This is a genomic window from Kitasatospora sp. NPDC093679 (assembly GCF_040683455.1).
Classification (GTDB): domain Bacteria; phylum Actinomycetota; class Actinomycetes; order Streptomycetales; family Streptomycetaceae; genus Kitasatospora; species Kitasatospora arboriphila.
The window spans coordinates 415,874-434,673 of sequence record NZ_JBFBDW010000001.1; the positions used below are offsets into that span (position 1 = coordinate 415,874).

At 72.0% G+C, this 18,800-nt stretch carries 18 protein-coding genes; 14 read left to right on the forward strand and 4 right to left on the reverse strand.

Annotated elements, in window-relative coordinates:
- Nucleotides 1–13 precede the first annotated feature (13 nt).
- Complete coding sequence (locus tag AB0O09_RS01840) at nt 14–1,246, reverse strand: alpha/beta hydrolase (RefSeq protein WP_363539157.1); 1,233 nt, start codon at nt 1,244–1,246, stop codon at nt 14–16.
- A 104-nt stretch (nt 1,247–1,350) separates the two neighbouring features.
- Between AB0O09_RS01840 and AB0O09_RS01845 the strand changes: the two genes are divergently transcribed.
- Nucleotides 1,351–2,310 carry a transcriptional regulator gene (locus AB0O09_RS01845; protein ID WP_363539159.1) on the forward strand — a complete coding sequence of 320 codons (960 nt, stop codon included), beginning with the start codon at nt 1,351–1,353 and terminating at the stop codon, nt 2,308–2,310.
- Nucleotides 2,311–2,424: 114 nt separating this feature from the next.
- Here the strand turns inward: AB0O09_RS01845 and AB0O09_RS01850 are convergent, their stop codons facing one another.
- Entirely contained in the window at nt 2,425–3,369 is a 945-nt protein-coding gene (locus AB0O09_RS01850) for a LysR family transcriptional regulator (RefSeq protein ID WP_363539161.1), read from the reverse strand.
- Nucleotides 3,370–3,484: 115 nt separating this feature from the next.
- Here AB0O09_RS01850 and AB0O09_RS01855 point away from each other — a divergent pair, with 115 nt between their 5' ends.
- From AB0O09_RS01855 to AB0O09_RS01900, 10 genes are all read left to right on the forward strand, one after another.
- The gene (locus AB0O09_RS01855; protein WP_363539163.1) at nt 3,485–4,297 is read left to right on the forward strand and encodes an inositol monophosphatase family protein; all 813 of its coding nucleotides are present in this window, start codon (nt 3,485–3,487) and stop codon (nt 4,295–4,297) included.
- 46 nt (nt 4,298–4,343) lie between these two features.
- Complete coding sequence (locus tag AB0O09_RS01860; protein ID WP_363539165.1) at nt 4,344–4,988, forward strand: NAD(P)-binding domain-containing protein; 645 nt, start codon at nt 4,344–4,346, stop codon at nt 4,986–4,988.
- A gap of 215 nt (nt 4,989–5,203) precedes the next feature.
- Nucleotides 5,204–6,748, forward strand: a complete 1,545-nt coding sequence (locus tag AB0O09_RS01865; protein ID WP_363539167.1) for an FMN-binding glutamate synthase family protein — start codon at nt 5,204–5,206, stop codon at nt 6,746–6,748.
- Nucleotides 6,749–7,021: 273 nt separating this feature from the next.
- The gene (locus AB0O09_RS01870; protein ID WP_363539169.1) at nt 7,022–7,291 is read left to right on the forward strand and encodes a helix-turn-helix transcriptional regulator; all 270 of its coding nucleotides are present in this window, start codon (nt 7,022–7,024) and stop codon (nt 7,289–7,291) included.
- A gap of 217 nt (nt 7,292–7,508) precedes the next feature.
- A complete protein-coding gene (locus AB0O09_RS01875; protein WP_363539171.1) occupies nt 7,509–7,847 on the forward strand; it encodes an RNA polymerase-binding protein RbpA in 339 nt (112 codons plus the stop codon).
- 876 nt (nt 7,848–8,723) lie between these two features.
- On the forward strand, nt 8,724–9,176 hold the full coding sequence (gene gvpJ, locus AB0O09_RS01880) for a gas vesicle protein GvpJ (protein ID WP_363539173.1): 453 nt from the start codon (nt 8,724–8,726) through the stop codon (nt 9,174–9,176).
- A gap of 390 nt (nt 9,177–9,566) precedes the next feature.
- Nucleotides 9,567–9,986: a gas vesicle protein GvpJ gene (gene gvpJ, locus AB0O09_RS01885; protein ID WP_363539175.1), complete on the forward strand. Its 420-nt coding sequence runs from the start codon at nt 9,567–9,569 to the stop codon at nt 9,984–9,986.
- 3 nt (nt 9,987–9,989) lie between these two features.
- On the forward strand, nt 9,990–10,730 hold the full coding sequence (locus AB0O09_RS01890) for a GvpL/GvpF family gas vesicle protein (protein WP_363539177.1): 741 nt from the start codon (nt 9,990–9,992) through the stop codon (nt 10,728–10,730).
- 254 nt (nt 10,731–10,984) lie between these two features.
- On the forward strand, nt 10,985–11,428 hold the full coding sequence (locus tag AB0O09_RS01895; RefSeq protein WP_363539179.1) for a CBS domain-containing protein: 444 nt from the start codon (nt 10,985–10,987) through the stop codon (nt 11,426–11,428).
- Between the two features lie 594 nt (nt 11,429–12,022).
- Complete coding sequence (locus AB0O09_RS01900; protein WP_363539181.1) at nt 12,023–12,235, forward strand: hypothetical protein; 213 nt, start codon at nt 12,023–12,025, stop codon at nt 12,233–12,235.
- 579 nt (nt 12,236–12,814) lie between these two features.
- Here the strand turns inward: AB0O09_RS01900 and AB0O09_RS01905 are convergent.
- Entirely contained in the window at nt 12,815–13,675 is an 861-nt protein-coding gene (locus tag AB0O09_RS01905) for an SDR family oxidoreductase (protein ID WP_363539183.1), read from the reverse strand.
- A 91-nt stretch (nt 13,676–13,766) separates the two neighbouring features.
- On the opposite strand from AB0O09_RS01905, the gene AB0O09_RS01910 reads away from it, so the two are divergent.
- Nucleotides 13,767–14,495: a TetR/AcrR family transcriptional regulator gene (locus AB0O09_RS01910; protein WP_363539185.1), complete on the forward strand. Its 729-nt coding sequence runs from the start codon at nt 13,767–13,769 to the stop codon at nt 14,493–14,495.
- 436 nt (nt 14,496–14,931) lie between these two features.
- Nucleotides 14,932–15,672, forward strand: a complete 741-nt coding sequence (locus tag AB0O09_RS01915; protein WP_363539187.1) for an alpha/beta hydrolase — start codon at nt 14,932–14,934, stop codon at nt 15,670–15,672.
- Between the two features lie 628 nt (nt 15,673–16,300).
- Here the strand turns inward: AB0O09_RS01915 and AB0O09_RS01920 are convergent.
- The gene (locus tag AB0O09_RS01920; protein WP_363539189.1) at nt 16,301–17,422 is read right to left on the reverse strand and encodes a hypothetical protein; all 1,122 of its coding nucleotides are present in this window, start codon (nt 17,420–17,422) and stop codon (nt 16,301–16,303) included.
- Nucleotides 17,423–18,187: 765 nt separating this feature from the next.
- On the opposite strand from AB0O09_RS01920, the gene AB0O09_RS01925 reads away from it, so the two are divergent.
- On the forward strand, nt 18,188–18,373 hold the full coding sequence (locus AB0O09_RS01925) for a hypothetical protein (protein WP_363539191.1): 186 nt from the start codon (nt 18,188–18,190) through the stop codon (nt 18,371–18,373).
- Nucleotides 18,374–18,800 lie beyond the last annotated feature (427 nt).

Consider the following 18,800-nt stretch of genomic DNA (forward strand, 5'->3'; position numbering starts at 1 on the left):
GTTCGCCCTCGGATCAGCGGCCGGCCAGGTGCCGTGCGAAGAACCTGCGGATCGTGCGGTGGACCGTGGGGACCGATGCGGTCGGGTTGACGGTGCCGATCAGCGCGTTCCTCTCCGCCGCCGTGATCAAGCCGGCTGCCTGGAGCCGGGGGAGCATCGCGGCGTAGTCGGTGAAGATCCAGTGGTTGGCGTCGGCGACACGTGCGCTGCGGACCCGTCGGCCGGAGAGCGCGGCCAGGGCCCGCCAGGAGCGGTCCAGTTCCTGCCGGCGGTCGAACCCCTCGCTGCCGAGCAGGAGCAGTGGCCGGTCCATCCCGTGTGCCGTGACCGGGAACGGTTCGGCAGCGGCACCGGGTGCGGAGGGCGGGTGGTCCAGGTGGCCCTCCAGGTTGATCCCGGCACGCACCCGTCGGTCCTCGTACATCACCTCGGTCACGGCGCTGCCGCCGGCGGAGTGCCCGTACACGCCGAGGCGGCGCAGGTCCAGCGTCTCGGCGAGCCCGCGCGGCAGCGGCAGGTCGGACGCGTGCCCGAGCCGGTCGAGGACGTGGTGCAGGTCGGCGATCCGTGCGTCGATCATCGTGCGGGCCACGGCCGGCCGGTCCCGCGGGTCGCCGCGGAAGACGGTCGTCCGCACGGTGTCCTCCCGGTACGGCCGGGCATCCGGGAACTCGACCGCTGCGGCGTCGCCGGGATGGTCGACCGAGAGGACGACGGAGCCGTGACTGGCCAGGTCTTCCGCCAGGGACGTCCCCAGGCCGCGCGGGTCGCCGCCGCCCGGGCTGTGCACCAGCACCGGCCGTCGGCCCGGTAGCGGTGACGCTCCCTCGAACGAGTGGGACCGGGTCGCGCCCCAGTCCACGCCCGCGGCGGGCAGGTGGAGCGGCGTGAGCGGCGCGATCCGTCCGAACCAGGTCGCGGCCTGCGGCGGCATCTGGGGAGCCGGGGTGAGGCCGGTGACGTCGCGGGCCGGGTAGTGGACCGTCAGCACGAGCTCCCTCACGGGGATCGTCGGGTCCCACGGGTCGCGCCGGGAGCCGTCGACGAGGTGCACGGGCCAGCACCCCACGGGGTGGCGGCCCGTGGGCGCGGGCAGGGTGAGTACGGCACCGCCCGGGACCGGTCCCCCGGTGATGGTCCGGGAGTCGGCGTGGGCACGGCCACCGGCGCCGAGCAACAGGGCGGCGGCGCCGAGCAGTGCGGACCTGGTGACGGCGCGTCGGCTGATCGAGGAGTCGTGAGTCATGCCGTGCAGGCTGTCCCGCCCGTCCCGGCGCCCGCGATCGTTTAGGTTGGAGGCTCAAGGATGGCGCCCCGGGACGCTGCCGGGGCCGACACGCAGGGGGAGGCGTGCTCCGGATCCACTTCACGCCGGACGACTTCGCGCGGGTCAGCCTCGCGCCCCGGCCGGCGCCGCTCCAGGAGCTCAACGTGGCGCTGACGATGATGTGCCGCCGGGACGGCGAGCTCCTCCACGGCTCATGGCGACGCAGGGCGCTGCGCGTCCTGCCGAACGCCGCCCTCCCGCTCGCGGACCTCGTCCCGGCCGGGCGGGCGCCGAGCTTTCTGGACGTGCTGGCGGACTCCCTCCCCGACGCCCTGGAACAGGTCCGCTCGGCCCCGGCCGAGCTGGTCGGTGCCGAACTGGAACGGGTCTACGCACCTGCGCGCACGCCCGTCCCGGCGTGGATCCACGAACTGCACCGGGGTTCCCCCGAGGCACGGGGCTCGGTCCGCCGTGCGCAGCACGCGGCGTTCACGGCGCTGCTCGGTCCGGTCTGGGCGCAGGTGCAGGACCTGCACCACGCCGAGTTCGTGCGTCGGGCCGTGCAACTCGCCGAAGGCGGCGTCGGCTCGGTGCTGGCCGGGCTGCTGCCCGGAGCCCGCCTGCACGCAGGCGTATGGGAGCTCCCGGGCAGGCCGCGGGAGGTCCACCTCGGCGGGCGCGGGCTGCTCCTCCTGCCCAGCTTCCACTGGACCGGCGGGCCGCTGTTGTCCGACCTTCCCGATCGCCCGGTTGCCGTCACCTACCCGGCGGGTGCCGGCTTTCCGCCGCAGCCCGACGGTTCCGCCGGTGGAGAGGCGCTGGCCAAGGTGATCGGGAGCACGCGCGTCGAGCTGCTGCACCTGCTGGCCGAGGAACGCACCACGACCGGGCTCGCCCGACAGCTCCGCGTCAGCGCCGCCACGGTCTCGGCTCACACCGGAGCTCTTCGCGGCGCCGGACTGATCTCCACTTCGCGTGCCGGCAAGGCGGTCCTGCACCGGCGCACCGCGCTCGGCAGCCTGTTGCTACGGCAGGAGGCATAGGGTCGGCCGCAGGCCACGGCCGGATCTTCCGGTTCGCACCACCAGCGCCGACCCGGCGAACGTGTGCGGTCACGGCACTCGTGGACGAGGGGCGCAAGGCCCTCGGCGTGTCCGTCACTGCCCGGTCGGGTCGGTGAGGGGCTGTTGAGAGGCGGCCGGCGGTGCGAACAGCGCCCGGACGGTTTCGGTGGCCAGGTCCCGCAGCCAGGCGTGGGCGCGGTCGTCGTCGTAGCGCTGGTGCCACAGCAGGTACAGCGGGACCTCGGGCAGCGGGAGTGGCAGTGGCAGGGTGGCGAGGCCGAGTTGGTCCCGGGCTGCGCGGGTGACCGCGTCCGGGACGGTGACGACCAGGTCGGTGTCGTGGGCGAGTTGCAGTGCGAAGGCGGCGGTGGGCCCGGCGGCGACGACGCGTCGCTCCAGACCGCGGGTGGTCAGGGCGTCGTCGATCGGGTCGCGCAGGCTTCCGCGTCGCGACACGGTGAGGTGTTCGGCGGCCGCGTAGCGCTCGATGCTCAGCGGGCCCTCGGTGAGGGGGTGACCCGGTCGGACGGCGACGACCAGCCGGTCGCTGCCGACGAGGCGGTGGCGGACGTCGGGGAGCGCCGGAGGGCCGGAGCTCGATTCGAGGTCGACCTCGCCTCGGCGCAGTTCGGCGTCGTCCGTGCCGGGTTCGGCGGACAGGCGGAGCCGCACGCCGGGGGCCCGGCGGTGGACGGCGGTGATCAGGGCGGTGCCGCAGGCGGCGGTCAGGGCGTCGTGCCAGCGCACGGTGAACACCCGGTCCAGGGATGTCAGTTCGAGTTCCTGCTGTGCGGACAGGAGGTGGTGGGCCTGCTGCACGAGGGCGTGGACCTGGGCGCGCATGGCCAGTGCACGGCTGGTGGGGACCATGCTGCGGCCGGTGCGGACCAGGATCTGGTCGCCGGTGGCCTTGCGGATGCGGCCCAGGGAGCGGCTCATCGCCGGCGCGGTGACGTGGAGGCGCTCGGCGGCGCCGGCCACGCTGCCCTCCTCCAGCAGTGCGTCCAGGGCCGTGAGCAGGTTCAGATCCAGTTGCATGGGAGTCAATCTACAACTGAATAGCATGCACTTGTTGTTAATGGTCGGGGCGCCTACCTTCGAAGTGCGGGCGCGGGACAAGCCGCCCGCACCCATCGAATCCAGGGAGCCCACCATGAGCACAGCCATGCCTTTCGCCGCCGACGCGACGCTCCTGCCCGAGGTGACCGCCGCGGTGAGGACCGCGGGCCTCACCCTGCGCGACCGCCACACCCCGCACGCCCGGGGCGTGAGCCTGGAGGAGGTCGTCGCCGAGATCCACGCCAACGACGACGCGGTGCTGGACGTGCTGCGGGAGCCGCTGCTGCGGGCCCGGCCGGGGTCGCAGTGGGCCGAGGACGAACTGGCCGGCGGCGCGCTCCCCTCGGGGGAGTGGTGGGTCGTCGACCCCGCCGAGGGCAACATCAACCACGTTCACGGCATGGAGGACTGGGCCGTGACCGCCACCCTGGTCCGCGACAACCGGCCGGTGCTCACCGTCGTCCACCTGCCGCTGACCGGCGACACCTACACCGCCGTCGCCGGTGGCGGCGCCCACCTCAACGACCGGCCCCTGAAGGTGTCCGCCAAGACCGATCTGGGTGCCGCGCTCGTCGGCACCGGCCAGGCCAGGCCCGGCGAGGACGAGCGCACCTTCCGGCGGATCGGCGACTCGGTCACCGCCATGCTCGTCAACGGCCTGGTCGTGCGCGTGTCCGTCCCCGCCACGATGCAGCTCATCCACGTCGCCGCCGGACGCACGGACGCCTTCTGGCAGTTCTCCGACGTCCGCTCCGGTCTGGTCGCCGGTGCGCTGCTGGTCTCCGAGGCCGGAGGCACCGTCACCGACCTGGCGGGGGAGCCCTGGAACACGGGCAGCCGCGACTTCCTGGCCGCCGCCCCCGGCATCCACACTGCCGCCCTCGAGGTCCTGACGCCGATCGCCTGACCGAGACCCCCTGTCCACCCACCCACACCGCAAGGAACGTCACCACATGACCAGCATCGGAATCCTGGGCGCCGGCCGCGTCGGCGCCAACCTCGCCGGCGGGCTCTCCGCAGCCGGACACCGCGTCACCCTCGGTGTCCGGAACCCGGAAGGGACCGCAGCGCTCGCCGCCGGCACCGCCCCGCGGATCGTCTTCGCCGACCAGCGCACCACCGCCCGAACCGCGGACATCGTGATCAACGCGACGCCCGGCGACACCTCCCTGGAGCGCCTGGCCGGCCTGCGCACCGAGCTCTCCGGAAAGCTCCTCGTCGACGTCTCCAACGCCACCCGCGACGCCGACGACGGCCTGCCCGGCGACCTGTGCTACCCCGGCAGCAGCCTCGCCGAGAAGCTCCAGGCCGCCCTCCCCGACACCCGGGTGGTCAAGACCCTCAACACCATGCTGTTCACGGTCATGACCGCTCCCGAAACCCTGGCCACCCCACCGACCGCCTACCTCTCGGGCGACGACCCGAACGCGAAGAAGACCGTCACCGGCCTGCTCGGCGACCTGGGCTGGCAGCCCGCATGGATCGAGGACCTCGGCGGCATCACCACGGCCCGCGCCACCGAGGCCATGATCCTCGTGGTTCCCCACGTCCTGCGCCGACACGGCTTCAAGCCCTTCGCCGTCTCCCTCGCCCGCTGATCCGCCGGTGACGCCCGAACCCGGCGACATCGACCACGCCGACTCCACGCGGGGCGACTCCCGAAGTCGTCGACGCACGGCTCCCGTTCTCGGGTACGGAGCGATGGCGGTCGTCGGGCGGGCCCGGCCCCTGACTGCATGCCGATGCGCGCAGCCCCCTAGCATCAGCACCATCGCACCGCGACGGAGCTGTGCACGGCGAGGGGGGAACGTCCATGAACGCCCGGAAGATCGGCGCGGCCGCTGCGACGGCGGTGGCGGCCTTGGCCGTCCGTGACCTCGTGCAGAAGAGGCACGCGCTGCAGCGGAACTTCCCGGTCGTCGGGCACGCCCGGTACCTGCTGGAGCGGATCGGGCCGGAGCTGCGGCAGTACATCGTGGCCTCCAACGGGGAGGAGCGCCCGTTCAGCCGTGACCAGCGGACCTGGATCTACGCCTCGGCGAAGGAGGAGAACAACTACTTCGGGTTCGGCACCGAGGTGGACGTGGAGCACGTCCAGGGGCACGCGTACGTCAAGCAGCGCACCTTCGCCGGCCCGCTGCCCGACCTGCACGACCCGCAGGCCCCGCTGCCCTCGGCGAAGGTGCTGGGCGGACCGCGCGGGCGGGCGAAGGCGTTCCGGCCGGCGAGCGTGGTGAACATATCCGCGATGAGCTTCGGGTCGCTGTCGGGCCCGGCGATCACGGCGCTCAACCAGGGCGCGGCGCTGGCCGGCGCGATGCACAACACGGGCGAGGGCGGCCTGTCGCCGTACCACCGCAACGGCGGTGACCTGGTCCTCCAGCTCGGCACCTCGTACTTCGGCTGCCGCGACGCGGACGGCGGCTTCAACCTCGACAAGCTCAAGGACGTGGTCGCCGGCGCGCCGGTGAAGGCGATCGAGATCAAGCTCTCGCAGGGCGCCAAGCCCGGTCTGGGCGGCATGCTGCCGGGGGCGAAGGTGACCCCGGAGATCGCCGCCATCCGCGGCATCCCGGCCGGGCAGGACTGCGCCTCTCCGTCGCGGCACAGCGCGTTCGGCGACGTGGACTCGATGCTGGACTTCGTCGAGCTGCTCGCGGCCGAGACCGGGCTGCCCGTCGGGGTGAAGAGCGCGGTGGGGGACACGGGCTTCTGGCAGGAGCTGGCCGCGCTGATGGCGCGCGGCGACCGCGGAGTGGACTTCGTGACCGTGGACGGCGGCGAGGGCGGGACGGGGGCGGCTCCGCGGATGTTCGCGGACTCGGTGTCGCTGCCGTTCCGGATGGGCTTCTCCAGGGTGTACGGCACCTTCGCCGAGCTGGGGCTGACCGACGGGCTGACCTTCATCGGCTCGGGCAAGCTCGGTCTGCCGGAGAACGCCACGGTCGCCTTCGCGCTGGGTGTCGACATGATCAACGTGGCCCGTGAGGCCATGCTGTCGATCGGCTGCATCCAGGCGCAGAAGTGCCACACCGACAAGTGCCCGACGGGCATCGCGACCCAGAACCCGTGGCTGGCCCGTGGCCTCGACCCGGCTTCGAAGTCGACCCGGGCCGCGCTGTACCTGCGCACCCTGCGCCGGGAGTTGATGAAGGTCTCGGCGGCGGTCGGCGTCGCGCACCCGGCGCTGATCACGGCCGACGACGTCGAGATCATGAACGGCGACTACGAGGCCCGCACGCTGGCCGGCGTCTACGGCTACAAGGACGGCTGGGGATCGCTCGGTCCGGAGCTCGCCGCGGAGATCACGGCGCTTCTCACCGCCGGGCCGAACCCGGCCCGGAAGCCCGCTGTCTGACGCGTCGACCGGTACGGTCAGCGCCCGGTGTGCGGCCCGCGCCCTCGCTCGTGCGGGCCGCACCCCGGCGATCGATCCGGACCTGTCGAGGGGTGCTCACCGCCCCTCCTGCGATCCGGTTCGGCGGATCCCCGCACGTTCCCGCCTCGCCCGGAGCCGGGTGTCCGTCGGCACCGCAAGCCTTCGGCAGAAGCCGTCGCGGGCGGCACCGGCCTGCCGGCCCCGGGCGACGCCGGACGCCGACCAGCCCGCGGCAACCGCCGGCTTCGCCCGGTGACCATCGCCGACATCGCGGAGGCGGCCGGCACCACACCGCGGGCGGTCCAGTACGCCTTCCACCGGCACCTGGACACCACCCCCACCGGGTACCTGCGCAGGGTCCGCCTGGAACGCGCCCACCGGGAACTCGTCGTCGCCGATCCCGCCACCGGGACCACCGTGAAGCAGATCGCGGCCCGCTGGGGCTTCGCCAACCCCGGCAACTTCGCGGCCCTCCACCACCACGCCTACGGCGCCACCCCCAGCCACACCCTCCGGACCTGAGACCCGCGGCCCCGAAGGGCGGCGACGTGACGGAGGAGCCTTCCACGAACGCGAGCAGATCAGTTCGGCAGCCAAGGGCGGGGCGCCCTGTCGACGCAGGAACCGCGGTGCTCGGCGCCAATGCAGGGGGCCGTCGCACGGGTTCGCCGAGATGGCCGTACGCTGGGCGTCTCCATGCACATCCGAGGCGTGGACATCATGGCCGAGGAGCGCGATCGTGGCACAGGGACGTGGCGGCATCAGGGGTGCGCGGATCGGTTCGGGGCCCATGGGGGAGTCCGAGCGCGGCGATCTCGCCCCTCGTACAACGGTGTCCTTCTGGTGCGGCAACGGCCACCGGACCCAGATCAGCTTCGCGATCGAGGCGGCGATCCCGCAGGAGTGGGACTGCCGCAGCTGCGGTCTGCCCGCCGGCCCCGACCCCGACGACGTGCCCGTCGCCCCGGGCCACGCCCCCTACAAGACGCACCTGGGCTACGTCCGGCAACGTCGCACCCAGGAAGACGGCGAGATCCTGCTCAACGAGGCACTGGCCAAGCTGCGCGGAACCATCTGAGCTCCCGGAACGGCGCCGCGACCGGCCACGGCGCCGTCTTCCCGGCCCGCCCGGGGGGGGGGGGGGGGGCAGGACACGTCGCCGTAGCGCCGGCCGGTTGCAGGAGGTGTCGCGGCGGTTGCCTGCGGCGAGGACCCGGACGATCGGGCGGCCGTCGTCGGCCGTGTGGACGATCCGGTGCTCCCCGACCCGTGGGCGCCGGCGCACACCGTGGCTCCGCAGGGCCTTGACGTCGAAGGCGACGGTGTCCCCGTCGTCCAGCGCCTGCTGCAGTTCGGTGAGGCGGCGCGGGATGCGCAGGGCGTCCGACACCGACCCGTCCAGGCCCTCGGCCTCCGCCTCGTCCGCCGGCCGGTTCAGCCGGACCTCCTCGACGTCCTCGGCCGGTCTGCTCGGGCGCCGGTCCTCCCGGACGTCGATCACCACGGCTTCATCCCGGCACAGGCTCAGGCGTGCAACACACGCAACGGACGTCCATCGGTTGCAGGACGAGCCGGCGAAGCACGCACAGCCCCATCGGCGGCCCGCTGTTTGACGGGACCGGACCGGGTATACGCGCGTGTCAGGGCGCCGAACACCCTCGTGGCGGTGACCGCGCCCCCAAAGATGCCGAGGCGCACGACCGTCTTCACGGGCACGACCGTCTTCACGTGCCGTGCGCACCGCACCGCACAGGCCGGCCGGAGCCCGCCGAGACGGTGCGCGCTGCGTCCCGGGCCTGCGGGCCGGTGAGGACGAGCCGTGCCCAGGCGGAGCCGGCAGGCGGCCACGCGCCGGGTGCCGCTCGACCACGAGGCAGGGACCGGCCGGCGACGACGACACCGCCTTCCGGCGCGACGGCACCGGCGGAGGCGTCCGACGACAAGGAGACCCAGCATGACCGTGGTACCGCAAAGCAGCGGAGGCGTGCCCGCGACCGGGGGCGCGAGTACCGGCACGCTGTACGACGTCGTGGAACTGATCCTGGACCGGGGACTGGTCATCGACGTGTTCGTGCGGGTCTCCCTGGTCGGGATCGAGATCCTGAAGATCGACGCACGGGTGGTGGTGGCCAGCGTGGACACCTACCTGCGCTTCGCCGAGGCCTGCAACCGCCTCGACCTGGAATCCGGCCGCAAGGCTCCGACCAAACTCACCGACATGATCAGCAGCGGCACCGACAAGGCCGTGGAAGGCGTGGCCCAGAAGAAGAGCAAAGGGGCCATCGCCAGCGCCGTGGAGTCGATCACCGACGCCATCGGCGGACGCGACGACGAGGAGCGCGAAACCGAGCCCGCACCCACCCGGCGGCGCTCGTCGCGGCCCGCACCCCGGCACCGCGACGAGTGAACGAGCAGCGCGCAGCACCGCACGACCCGCGGCGACGGCGAGGCGACCGGACTCCGGGGCTCGTCTCCGACGAACGCCGCCGCGCACCGTGCCGGAGCCGGCCGGGCCACCGCCGGTCGGGTCGTAGCAGCCGAGGGCCCCGACGAATGTCCGTCCTACCGCCCGAACGAGCCCGGGCCCCGCTGTTCGGCGGGGCCGGGCCGGGTAGACGCGAGGTACGAGGAGACCCCCCTCACCGCAGCGACGGCGGCGGGCACCGCTCCGGGCGGCCGACGGGCCGTGCCCGGGCGCCCGGCCCGGTCGGGAAGCCCACCCGGCCGTTCCCCGCAGCGCAGCGCCGCCGCGGATCGCGTGCGCGCCGCCGGGACGCCCGATGAGAGGAGAAGCGTCATGACCGTGGTGCCGCAGAGCGGTGGAGGCCCGCCCGCGACGGGAGGCGCCAGCACCGGCACGCTGTACGACGTCGTGGAACTGATCCTGGACCGGGGCCTGGTCATCGACGTGTTCGTGCGGGTCTCCCTGTTGGGGATCGAGATCCTGAAGATCGACGTGCGGGTCGTGGTGGCCAGTGTGGACACCTATCTGCGGTTCGCGGAGGCCTGCAACCGCCTCGATCTGGAATCCGGCCGCAAGGCCCCCTCCCGGCTGACCGACCTGCCCGGCGAAATGAGCCAGGGCGCCGCCCACGGGAAGACCAAGGGCGCGCTCACCGGCGCGGTCGAGGCCGTGACCGACACGATCCGCCAGTACACCCAGGACCGCGACGAAGAACCCGCCGCCAGGCCGCGCCGAACCCGGTCGAAGGAATGAGACATGGCCCTCTACGTCTACGCGATCACCTCACACAGCCACCCCGCACGCCTGCAGGGCGTCACAGGCGTCGGTGACCCGCCCGAGGAACTCTCCACCATCACCGCCGCCGACCTGACCGCGATCGTCAGCACCGTTCCTGACGGCTTGCGAGCCCGACGCCGCGACGTCCTCGCCCACCAGGAGGTCCTGCGCCACCTGATGGCGGACGGCCCCGTCCTGCCGCTCCAGTTCGGCGCCACCGCCACCGACGAACAACAGGTCCGGGACGCCCTCCAGGAGCGCACCGACACCTACCACCAGCGCCTCGAAGCCCTGGCCGGCTGCACCGAGTACCTCCTCAAGGGCCAGTACGACGAGGAGGCCCTGCTCCGGCAGATCCTCAACGACTCCGCCGAAGCCCGGCAGCTGAACGAGGAGAGCCGACGCACCGGCGACCCCAACGTCAAGATCCGCCTGGGCGAACTCGCCACCCGCGAAATCCAGGCCCGCCACATCGCCGCCGCCGCCGAAGCCGTCGCGGCACTGCGCCCACTCGCACGGGAGGTCCACGAGAACGAGGCCCGCGGCGACGACTTCGTCAGCGCCTCCTTCCTGGTCGAGGACGACCGCAGCGAGGAATTCACCGCAGCCGGGCAGGAACTCGCCGAGCAGCTGGGCGAGGACTGCCACCTCAGGTTCCACGGACCACTGCCGCCCTACACCTTCGTCCAGGAACCCGCGCCGGCGGACAGCACCGGCTGACCACCGCCGTGCCGACCCGTCGGCCCCGGGGCCGAGGCCACGAGCGGCACCGTCCGCGCCTTCGCGCGGCATGCGGCGCCTGCTCCCTGCCGGCGTCGACGTTCGAGGCGGTGAACGGTGCAGGCCGGATCCGGTGGGCGGCGTAGGCTGAAAGCAGTGTTCGAGGCTTGTCGATCCCGGCTGCCACGCCGGCCTCGTCCCGGACACGCAGGTACCGGCGACGGGCGCGGCGCCGGGGCAGGATTCGTGACGCCATGACTGCCCGGAACCGCCCGACCGTCCCGGCTGCCGCCGCCGGGCGCGGGCTGAGGGTCGCGGACGCGATGGAGCCGTGCGGACCGCGCATCACCCCCGGCGCCGGCATCGAACAGGCCGGGCGCCTCCTCGCCGACACCGGTGCCACCTGCCTGCTGGTGTGCACGGACGACGGCCGCTGCCAGGGCGTGGTCACTTCCGCCTCGATCGCCCCGTTCCTCGCCTGCGCCTGGTACAGCGACCACTCCCAGGTCCAGGACGCGATGCACCGGTGCGACCCGTTCGCCTGGCCGACCCTGGCACTACCCCGCGCAGCGGTGACCATGCGGGTCAGAGGCCTCGACCCGTGGCCCGTCGTCGACGAGGACGGACATCTCCTCGGCATCCTCACCCGCACCCGCGTCACCGCCCTCCTTGCCGCCCCCGATGCCCCCGACGCCTGAACGGACGCCGTGGCCCCGGGCCCCGCTGCCGAACGCTGCCAGACGGTCCACCGGCTCCGGACGGGGTCGGACTCCGGATTCCGCAGGCCGTCTGCGGCACGAGGTGCTTGTGCGTCGCCCGGTCACGGCGCCGGACTCGGCATCCACACCGGCGAGGCCGGTCTGACGGTGCGTCAGCGTGGAGCGCCGGCCGGCCGGTACCGGGCGTGCGGGTGAGGCCGGCCGTTGCGGGCGGTCTTGACGACTGCCGTGCGGGGCGGTGCCATGGCCCTGGGCGCGAAGGAGGGGCCGTGGCACCCGATGGGGACAGTGATGCCGAGGACCGTGCGGGTGAAGGCGACGGCGACCGGTCGGGCAGCCCACCGCAGCCGCACCGTCCCGGACCCGCGGACAGTTTCTGGGTGGGGGTGCTCGTTGTGATCGTCGTGGTTCTCCTCCTGGCCGTCCTCGTGTCCCACATGGATTGGAGCCCCGGAAGCCCGGCCTACAACATGCCGCCCTACAAGTGACGTTCCGCAGGCCGGAGTCCACGGACAAGGGGCTTGACGCCGGCCGTGCCCCACGGCCATGGACCTGCGGGGGAGGGAGGGCAAGGTGCTCGATGAGGACGACGACACCGAAGGCCGCAGCGACGACGAAGGCGGTGACCGGGCCGGCCGCCCCTCGCGCCCGTACCGTCCCGGGCCCGAGGACACCTTCCGGCTGGTCCTGCTCGTGCTGATCGTGGTGGTCTGCGGCCTGATCGGCCTCCTGTTCAACGGAGACCCCGGGCCCGGAGGCCAGGACGGGTACACCGGCCGGCACTGAGAATCCGCGATCCGCGTTTTCACGTACGGGCAGATCGGCCGCGGCTGGATTTCCTGGCGCTCGGCTTCTGGTACCACCCGGCCATGACGGGTTGGAACGCTACGTCGTCGACGGCGTACCGTTCGGCGCGGCCGTGGGGATCACGTTCGCGTTCGACGAGTGCCCGGGTTTCGAGGTGGCCCGGGCCTTTGGCGCGCATGGCAGTGCGGCATACCCAGCCTGCGCCTCTTCGCGGGGAAGCACCTGTGGTCGGGGCGGAACAAGGGCCTCGACGACATTCATGCGTCCCGGCGGAGGCTCTTCACCCACGAGCGAGCAACAGGCCTCTCGCTCCGGCGTAGCAGACAGAGTGGTGCCCGGCCGCGCCCACCCGACGGGCCCGTTGCGCCTGCTCGACCTGACCACCAGGGCCGTGGGCCCGGCGGGGCTGGCGTCGTAGCAGGTCATTGCTCGGCGGCGGCGCGAACGAGCGAGCCCCTGACGCCCGGGTGAAGGTTCCGGGCGTCAGGGACGCGGGCTTCCAGGGAAGATGACGGTGGGTTCTCCCGGTGTGTCTCTGTGGGTGCGCGCCCGCCGGGTCTATGCGGCCCAGGCGTGCTCCAGCAGGGTGCGGAAGGTGGCGGGCTCTCGGCCGATCAGTTCGGCCAGGGTCGGGTCGGTTGTGGTGAACTCGCCGTTCCGCGCCGCCGCGAAGATGCTCAGCATCAGGTCGGCGATCGGGGCCGGGGCGCCGTGCGCCAGGGCCTGCTCGCGGAAGGCGTCGTCGGGGACGACGGTGCGGGTGAAGGGCCGCCCGGCGGCCCGGGTCGCGATCTCGGCGACGGCGTCGAAGTCGAGCGCCGCCGCGCCGGTGAGCGGCGGGGTGGGCCCCTCGAAGCGGCCCTCGTCGGCGAGGATCGCCGCGGTCGCCTCGGCGAGGTCGTCGTGGCCTGTCCAGGCGACGGGACCGTCGGCGGGGAGGGCGATGTCGCCGGTGCGGCGGGCGGACTCCAGGAACAGCAAGGCACTGGCCGTGTAGAAGCCGTTGCGCAGTGCGGTCCAGGGCAGGCCGGTGGCGCGCAGCAGGTCCTCCGTCCGGGCGTGGTCGCGGCATGCCTGGAAGCGGGAGTCGTGGGCGGCGCCCATCTGGCTGGTGTAGAGGATGCGGCCGACGCCGGCCTTCACGGCGGCGTCGATGGCGGCGCGGTGGCCGGCGACGCACTCCTCGCCCGTGCGGTCGAGGGAGACGAGGAGCAGCTGTTCGGCGCCCTCGAAGGAGTGCACGAGCGAGGTGGGGTCGTCGAAGTCGCCCTGCCGGACGCGGACGCCGCGGTCGGCGAGGTCCTGGGCCCTGCGGGGGTCGCGGACGCTGACGCCGAGGTGGTCGGCGGGGACGCGCTCCAGGAGGCGCTCGACGGTGCGGCGGCCGAGCTTTCCGGTGGCTCCGGTCACGACGATCATGGATGTTCTCCCCCATGCTGTTTCCAATGGAATCATGTTGATGTTAACACCGGAACTAACGATGGAAGCAAGCCTCCGATATCATCGATTCATGCCTACGCGCGACACCGCCGACAGTCCTCGCCACCGCATCGTCGCGGCGGCCGTCGAGCTCCTGGAGAACGGCGGCCCGGACGCGGTGAGCACCCGCGCGGTCGCCGCCGCGGCCGGGATGCAAGCGCCCGCGATCTACCGCCTCTTCGGCGACAAGGAGGGGCTGCTGGAGGCGGTCGCCGAGCACGGCTACGCACAGTTCCTGGAGAGCAAGCGCGCGCAGCTCGACCCCGCCCCGCAGGACCCGGTGGAGGAACTGCGCCGTGGTTGGGACCTGGTGGTGGAGTTCGGGGTCTCGCGCCCGGAGCTGTTCGCGGTGATGAACCGGGCCACCGGCCGGGGGTCGGACGCAGCGCACCGCGCGGGCCTGGAGATCCTCCACGGGCGGGTGCGCCGGCTGGCGGCCGGAGGGTGGCTGCGGGTCGACGAGGAACTGGCCGCCCAGATCATCCAGGCCACCGGCCGAGGCGCGGTCATCACCTGGCACTCCACCCCTGCGGAACGCCGCAATCCGGCACTGCTGACCATCCTGCGCGAGTCCATGGTCGCCGCCGTCACCCGCACCGAACCGACGGTTCCCGCCGCGGAGGCCGGCCCCGCCCCGGCGGCCCGCGCGCTGCGCGCCGCCCTCCCCGACGACGCGGACGTCCTGAGCGACGCCGAGCAGCGCCTGTTGCGCGAGTGGCTCACCCGCCTGGCGGCAGACGGCGGCGCGCCGCAGGCCTGATCCCCCGCCAGGCTTCCTCGTGCGGGTCGAACCTCCCGAGGAGAGGTCGTTCGACGAGGCGGCGGCCACCGGGACAGCGGCCGGCTCGCGTGCGCGCAGACCGTGGCCCCGATCGAGGAACATCGAAGAACCCGGACCTGGCCGCCGTAGGAGCGTCCGCCGGCAGGGCCTGTCCGGCGCAACCGGCAGGCCGACTTCTCCGTCTGACCGTCGCCCGCTCGGTGCTGCCGAGACGGGCAGCACCGAGCGGGCGGGGGCGCGCAAAAACCGTTTGGCGGACGTGGCGACCACTGCTAGGTTTCCGGAGGCCGTGCGAGAGAACGAGGAGGTGGTACCCGTGAACGCAGTATCGACATGGGTGCTCTCCTCCGGGGTCACGGTCGGACGACAGGTCGTCCGGGAGCGCCGTTTCTGAGCCCTCCCGAAAGGCACGACCGTGCACTTCACCTCTGAGCAGCACCTCGACGACTCCGTCGTCGAACGCGAATTCACCCTCGGCGAGATCCCCGGCATCCTGTGGACGCCCGCATCCGCCTCCACATCCGCACCGGCGCCGCTGATCCTGCTCGGCCACCCGCCCCTCGGGCTGCGCACGATGTACCCCCGGCTGGTGGACCGGGCCCGGCACTCCGCGGCGGAGGGCTTCGCCACGGCCACCATCGAGCTCCCCGGCAGCGGCGACCGGCCCCGTTGGCCCGCCGTCGAACGGGCCCGCGCCGACCTGCGCCGGGCGATGCAGGCCGGCGAGCCGGTCAGCGAAGAGATCGTCGACGCCCTCGTCCTTCCGCTGGTCGACAGGGCGGTCCCGGAGTGGCAGGCCGCCCTGGACGCCCTCCTTGCGCTGCCCGAGATCGGTGGTCCGGTCGCCTACTCGGGGGGAGTGATCTCCATCGGCATCCGGCTGGCGGTGGTCGAGCCGCGCATTGCGGCCGCCGTGCTGTTCGCCGGGAGTTTCGTGCCCCGCGCCATGTTCGAGGAGGCCAGGCAGGTCACCGTTCCGCTGCATGTCATGCTGCAGTGGGACGACGAAGGGAACGACCGGCAGGCGGCCCTGGACCTGTTCGACGCCTTCGGCTCCGAGGAGAAGTCCCTGCACGCCAACATGGGCGGGCACACCGGTGTCCCACAGTTCGCGGGGGACGTCGCAGCCCGGTTCCTCACACGGCACCTGAAGTGAGGGCGGGCCGTCAAACCGGCAGCAGACGGTAGTTGATGTCGGCCGGCACGCCGTTCATCGAGGACGGGCCCCGGCCTTCTGCAACTCGCTGCACCGTGGGCCCCTGCTGAACTCTAGTGCCGCGTCAGGCAGCCTTTGCCCGTCAAGGAGCGGCGTCCGGTGCGTGCTGTCGGCGTGCCGGCCGGAAGTCCTCGTACTGGACGTACTCGGACTTCCGTCCGGTGCGGCGAGAGTGCGTGCCGGGCGTCGCGACGGGGCGAAGGTTGCCTGACGCGGCACTAGGCAGGGGCCCGTGCTGCCTGAAGTCATGAACTGTCCGATTTCTGAAGAGCTTCGAGTGCTGCCTGGACTCGGGCCCCGGCTCAACCGCGGATCCCGGCTGCGGCCGGGGGGTGGTGGCCGCCGCATCGGCGGCGCCCGATGCGCCCGGTTCGTCATCTGCCCCGTGCATGTGCGGCATGCCGGCGCCAAGAAGCGCCCGGACCGGCCCGGATGCCGGCATGGCGGTGGATCCGGGCCGGGTGCCGCGCAGTTCCTTCGTCGGCTTCTGCTCTGTTCCCGTGGCAGATGCAGTGACCGTGCCGGCGCCAGAGGCTGCTCCGGCAGGACGTCGGAGGTGCGAACGAGGTCATGGAATTCTTGTGTAGGTTTGCGCGCCGGTTCCGTTGTTCAGGTAGGCGGCGATATTGCGTACAGCTGTGGTGAGTTCTTCGATCACCCGTGCGGCCTGTTCCGGATTGCGCAGATCCGGGAGGTGCCCGGTGTGCTCGGTTGTTCCTGAGGCTTGTGTGAGAGGGCTGGATTCGAGGCGCGCTCCGGGCAGGGAGTGCGAAGAGGCGACGCGGGATTGCGAGTGAAGGGCGGGGAGGGAGGGTGTTGGAAGGATGTCCGCCGGCCCTGCATGTGCTCGGCGCAGGATTTCCGGCGAATCTCCCGCGAGAGGAAAACCGCCGACCTGGGGAGATCCTTCGGCGAGCCTGAACTGATCCTCCACCGGGCGTGCCCTCGGTGGAAGGGAATTTTCTTCCCGGGCTTCCTGGAACAACGGGCTGGATGAATAGCGTGGTTTTTGGATGTATGAAGTCTCCCATTCCCTGCGGTAGTCCTCGACGTGGTCGACGCAGTGGGTGCGGGCGTGGAAGACCGCGCTTCCTTCGCCGAGCTCGGGATACCACAGGTTGGCACCGGGGAAGGTGACGCTTCGCATCCGGGGTTTGATGGGCTCGGCGCATCCCATGCAGCATCCTGGTGGGACGATGAGGCGGGCGGAGCCGGTGTGCTCGGCCCGCCGCGGGCCGCCGTTCCATCGGTGTTCCCCGTTGCGGCAAGGTGGGAGTTCGCCGCAGGTCCGGCACACCGCGTAGTGCTCCGGGAGGACGTGCCAGTCATGGCTGGCCGGTGCGCACCAGTGCTTCGGCGTGGACCTGGGGATGTTCTCATTGCGCAGAACCAGGATCACGGGGCGCTTGTAGAAGCTGGCCCGGTCGGGGGGCATCGTGGTCCTGTGGGCACCATGGAGATTTTCGGAATGACTCCACAGCTCTACGTGTTCGTACCAAGATTCCTGGTAGGTCCTCGGCCATTGAGAGTACGGGTATTCGCTGATTTCCAGGACTTGCCACGGCTGACGGTCCAGAACAACGGTTTGACCTGTCTGCAGGCGCAGGAAGACCTCGTCCGATTGGTGCTCGGGCCAGTCGATGCGGCCGACGCGGACGGGTTGGTCGGGGAGCCACTCCTGGTTAGGCATGCACGCTCCTCGGTGTCTGGGCAGAGTTTGGCTGTTGCTCGGATGGTTTCAGAGATTCTCGGTCATCTCTGGTACCCGGAGGCTCTGACACGCTCACGAACCGGCTCTCCCCGCCATATGGCGCAGTGGGCCGCAGGGTGTATCGATTCTTTGCGGCCGGTAATGGATATCGAACGGCCCGAAAGATTTTCGTGCATTCGGGCGATGTGATGATCCGCTAGTTTCCTTCGGATACTTATTAGGTGGCGTACCTTGTGCGTGGGCAAGGCGGCTGCCGCCGAAGGTCTCCGCGGTCGGCGGGCCGGACGGCGGGATTCCGGTCCGGGCGGCGAGCTCGGTGAGCCCGGCGGTCAGGGGTTGCTCGGACGTGGTGGACGTCCTGGGCGGTGGTGGACGGGGGATGAACCCGGCCTGTGTGAGAAGCCTGAACGGGGCCCGTCTGTCCGGGCCTGCGGCCCGGACCGCCACAGGGGCGCTCGTGGTGGGCCGGGTGCGCCCGGCGGCGGGTGCGCAGTGATCAGAGCGAGTACCGCACGCCTGTCCGATCTGCGGAAGCCCCGGATGCCCGACGGCCCGGGGTCCTGTGCAAGCCGACCGGAGCCGCGTGTTCTCCTTCCATTGCGGGCAGCGCTGCCGTGGCGGGTGACCGTGCTCGAGGAAGCCCGGCCACCGGGATGCTGCTCGTTCTGGACTCCGGCTTCCTGCCCTCCAACCTGCTTTTCCGACCCCGGTCCGGCAGGGTTGCTTCGGAAGGCCCGAAGCCAGATGTGGATCATGTTCACCATGGAATCGCCGGGCTCACGTCGGCGGCTCGGCACGCTGCCCACCGACCTCGGCGTGCTGCCCACCGACTTCGGCACGCTGCCCACCGGCGGTGTCTCGGCCGGCATCCGCCCGGATGCCGCTGGCAGGGCGTGCCTCACAGCAGGAGGCGTCGTTCTTCGTGTGTGACGATGCCGAAAGCGGTGCCGGGACCGCGCCGGGGAAGCGCCGAAACAGTCCTGCACTTCCCGGATATGCCGATCTACGCCTACCTAAGCCTTTTGTGGCGTGAAGCCGGTCGAAGTGTCCCCGGCCAGCCCGACCCGGAGTGGGATGCACTGGTCGCCGACTCCGGGGTGTGGGGGACCGGAGGCGGCCGACCCTCCACGGCGGGCAGTGCTGACGCCGCGGCGATGGGTGAGCAAGACCGTTGAAGCCGGGACACTCACAGCGGGCCCGGCTGCTGCGGGCCGTTGCAGTGCTCTTCGCCGCGGCCGTGGCGTAGCGCGTTGGCGGTACGGTGGGCAGGGCGCGGGCTGAGCACCCTGCTCCCCTTGTTCTGCACACCTTCCGGCTGTCCGCGGTCGTCCCGAGCACCCCGTTGCTGAAGTTTCTT

What these genes read in the sequence shown, in the direction of transcription:
- AB0O09_RS01865 (WP_363539167.1), top strand. Translation starts at nt 5,204, where the DNA reads ATGAACGCCCGGAAGATCGGCGCGGCCGCTGCGACGGCGGTGGCGGCC.
- AB0O09_RS01855 (WP_363539163.1), top strand. Translation starts at nt 3,485, where the DNA reads ATGAGCACAGCCATGCCTTTCGCCGCCGACGCGACGCTCCTGCCCGAG.
- AB0O09_RS01910 (WP_363539185.1), top strand. Translation starts at nt 13,767, where the DNA reads ATGCCTACGCGCGACACCGCCGACAGTCCTCGCCACCGCATCGTCGCG.
- AB0O09_RS01895 (WP_363539179.1), top strand. Translation starts at nt 10,985, where the DNA reads ATGACTGCCCGGAACCGCCCGACCGTCCCGGCTGCCGCCGCCGGGCGC.
- gvpJ (WP_363539175.1), top strand. Translation starts at nt 9,567, where the DNA reads ATGACCGTGGTGCCGCAGAGCGGTGGAGGCCCGCCCGCGACGGGAGGC.
- AB0O09_RS01925 (WP_363539191.1), top strand. Translation starts at nt 18,188, where the DNA reads ATGTGGATCATGTTCACCATGGAATCGCCGGGCTCACGTCGGCGGCTC.
- AB0O09_RS01850 (WP_363539161.1), bottom strand. Translation starts at nt 3,369, where the DNA reads ATGCAACTGGATCTGAACCTGCTCACGGCCCTGGACGCACTGCTGGAG.
- AB0O09_RS01920 (WP_363539189.1), bottom strand. Translation starts at nt 17,422, where the DNA reads ATGCCTAACCAGGAGTGGCTCCCCGACCAACCCGTCCGCGTCGGCCGC.
- AB0O09_RS01890 (WP_363539177.1), top strand. Translation starts at nt 9,990, where the DNA reads ATGGCCCTCTACGTCTACGCGATCACCTCACACAGCCACCCCGCACGC.
- AB0O09_RS01905 (WP_363539183.1), bottom strand. Translation starts at nt 13,675, where the DNA reads ATGATCGTCGTGACCGGAGCCACCGGAAAGCTCGGCCGCCGCACCGTC.
- AB0O09_RS01840 (WP_363539157.1), bottom strand. Translation starts at nt 1,246, where the DNA reads ATGACTCACGACTCCTCGATCAGCCGACGCGCCGTCACCAGGTCCGCA.
- AB0O09_RS01860 (WP_363539165.1), top strand. Translation starts at nt 4,344, where the DNA reads ATGACCAGCATCGGAATCCTGGGCGCCGGCCGCGTCGGCGCCAACCTC.
- gvpJ (WP_363539173.1), top strand. Translation starts at nt 8,724, where the DNA reads ATGACCGTGGTACCGCAAAGCAGCGGAGGCGTGCCCGCGACCGGGGGC.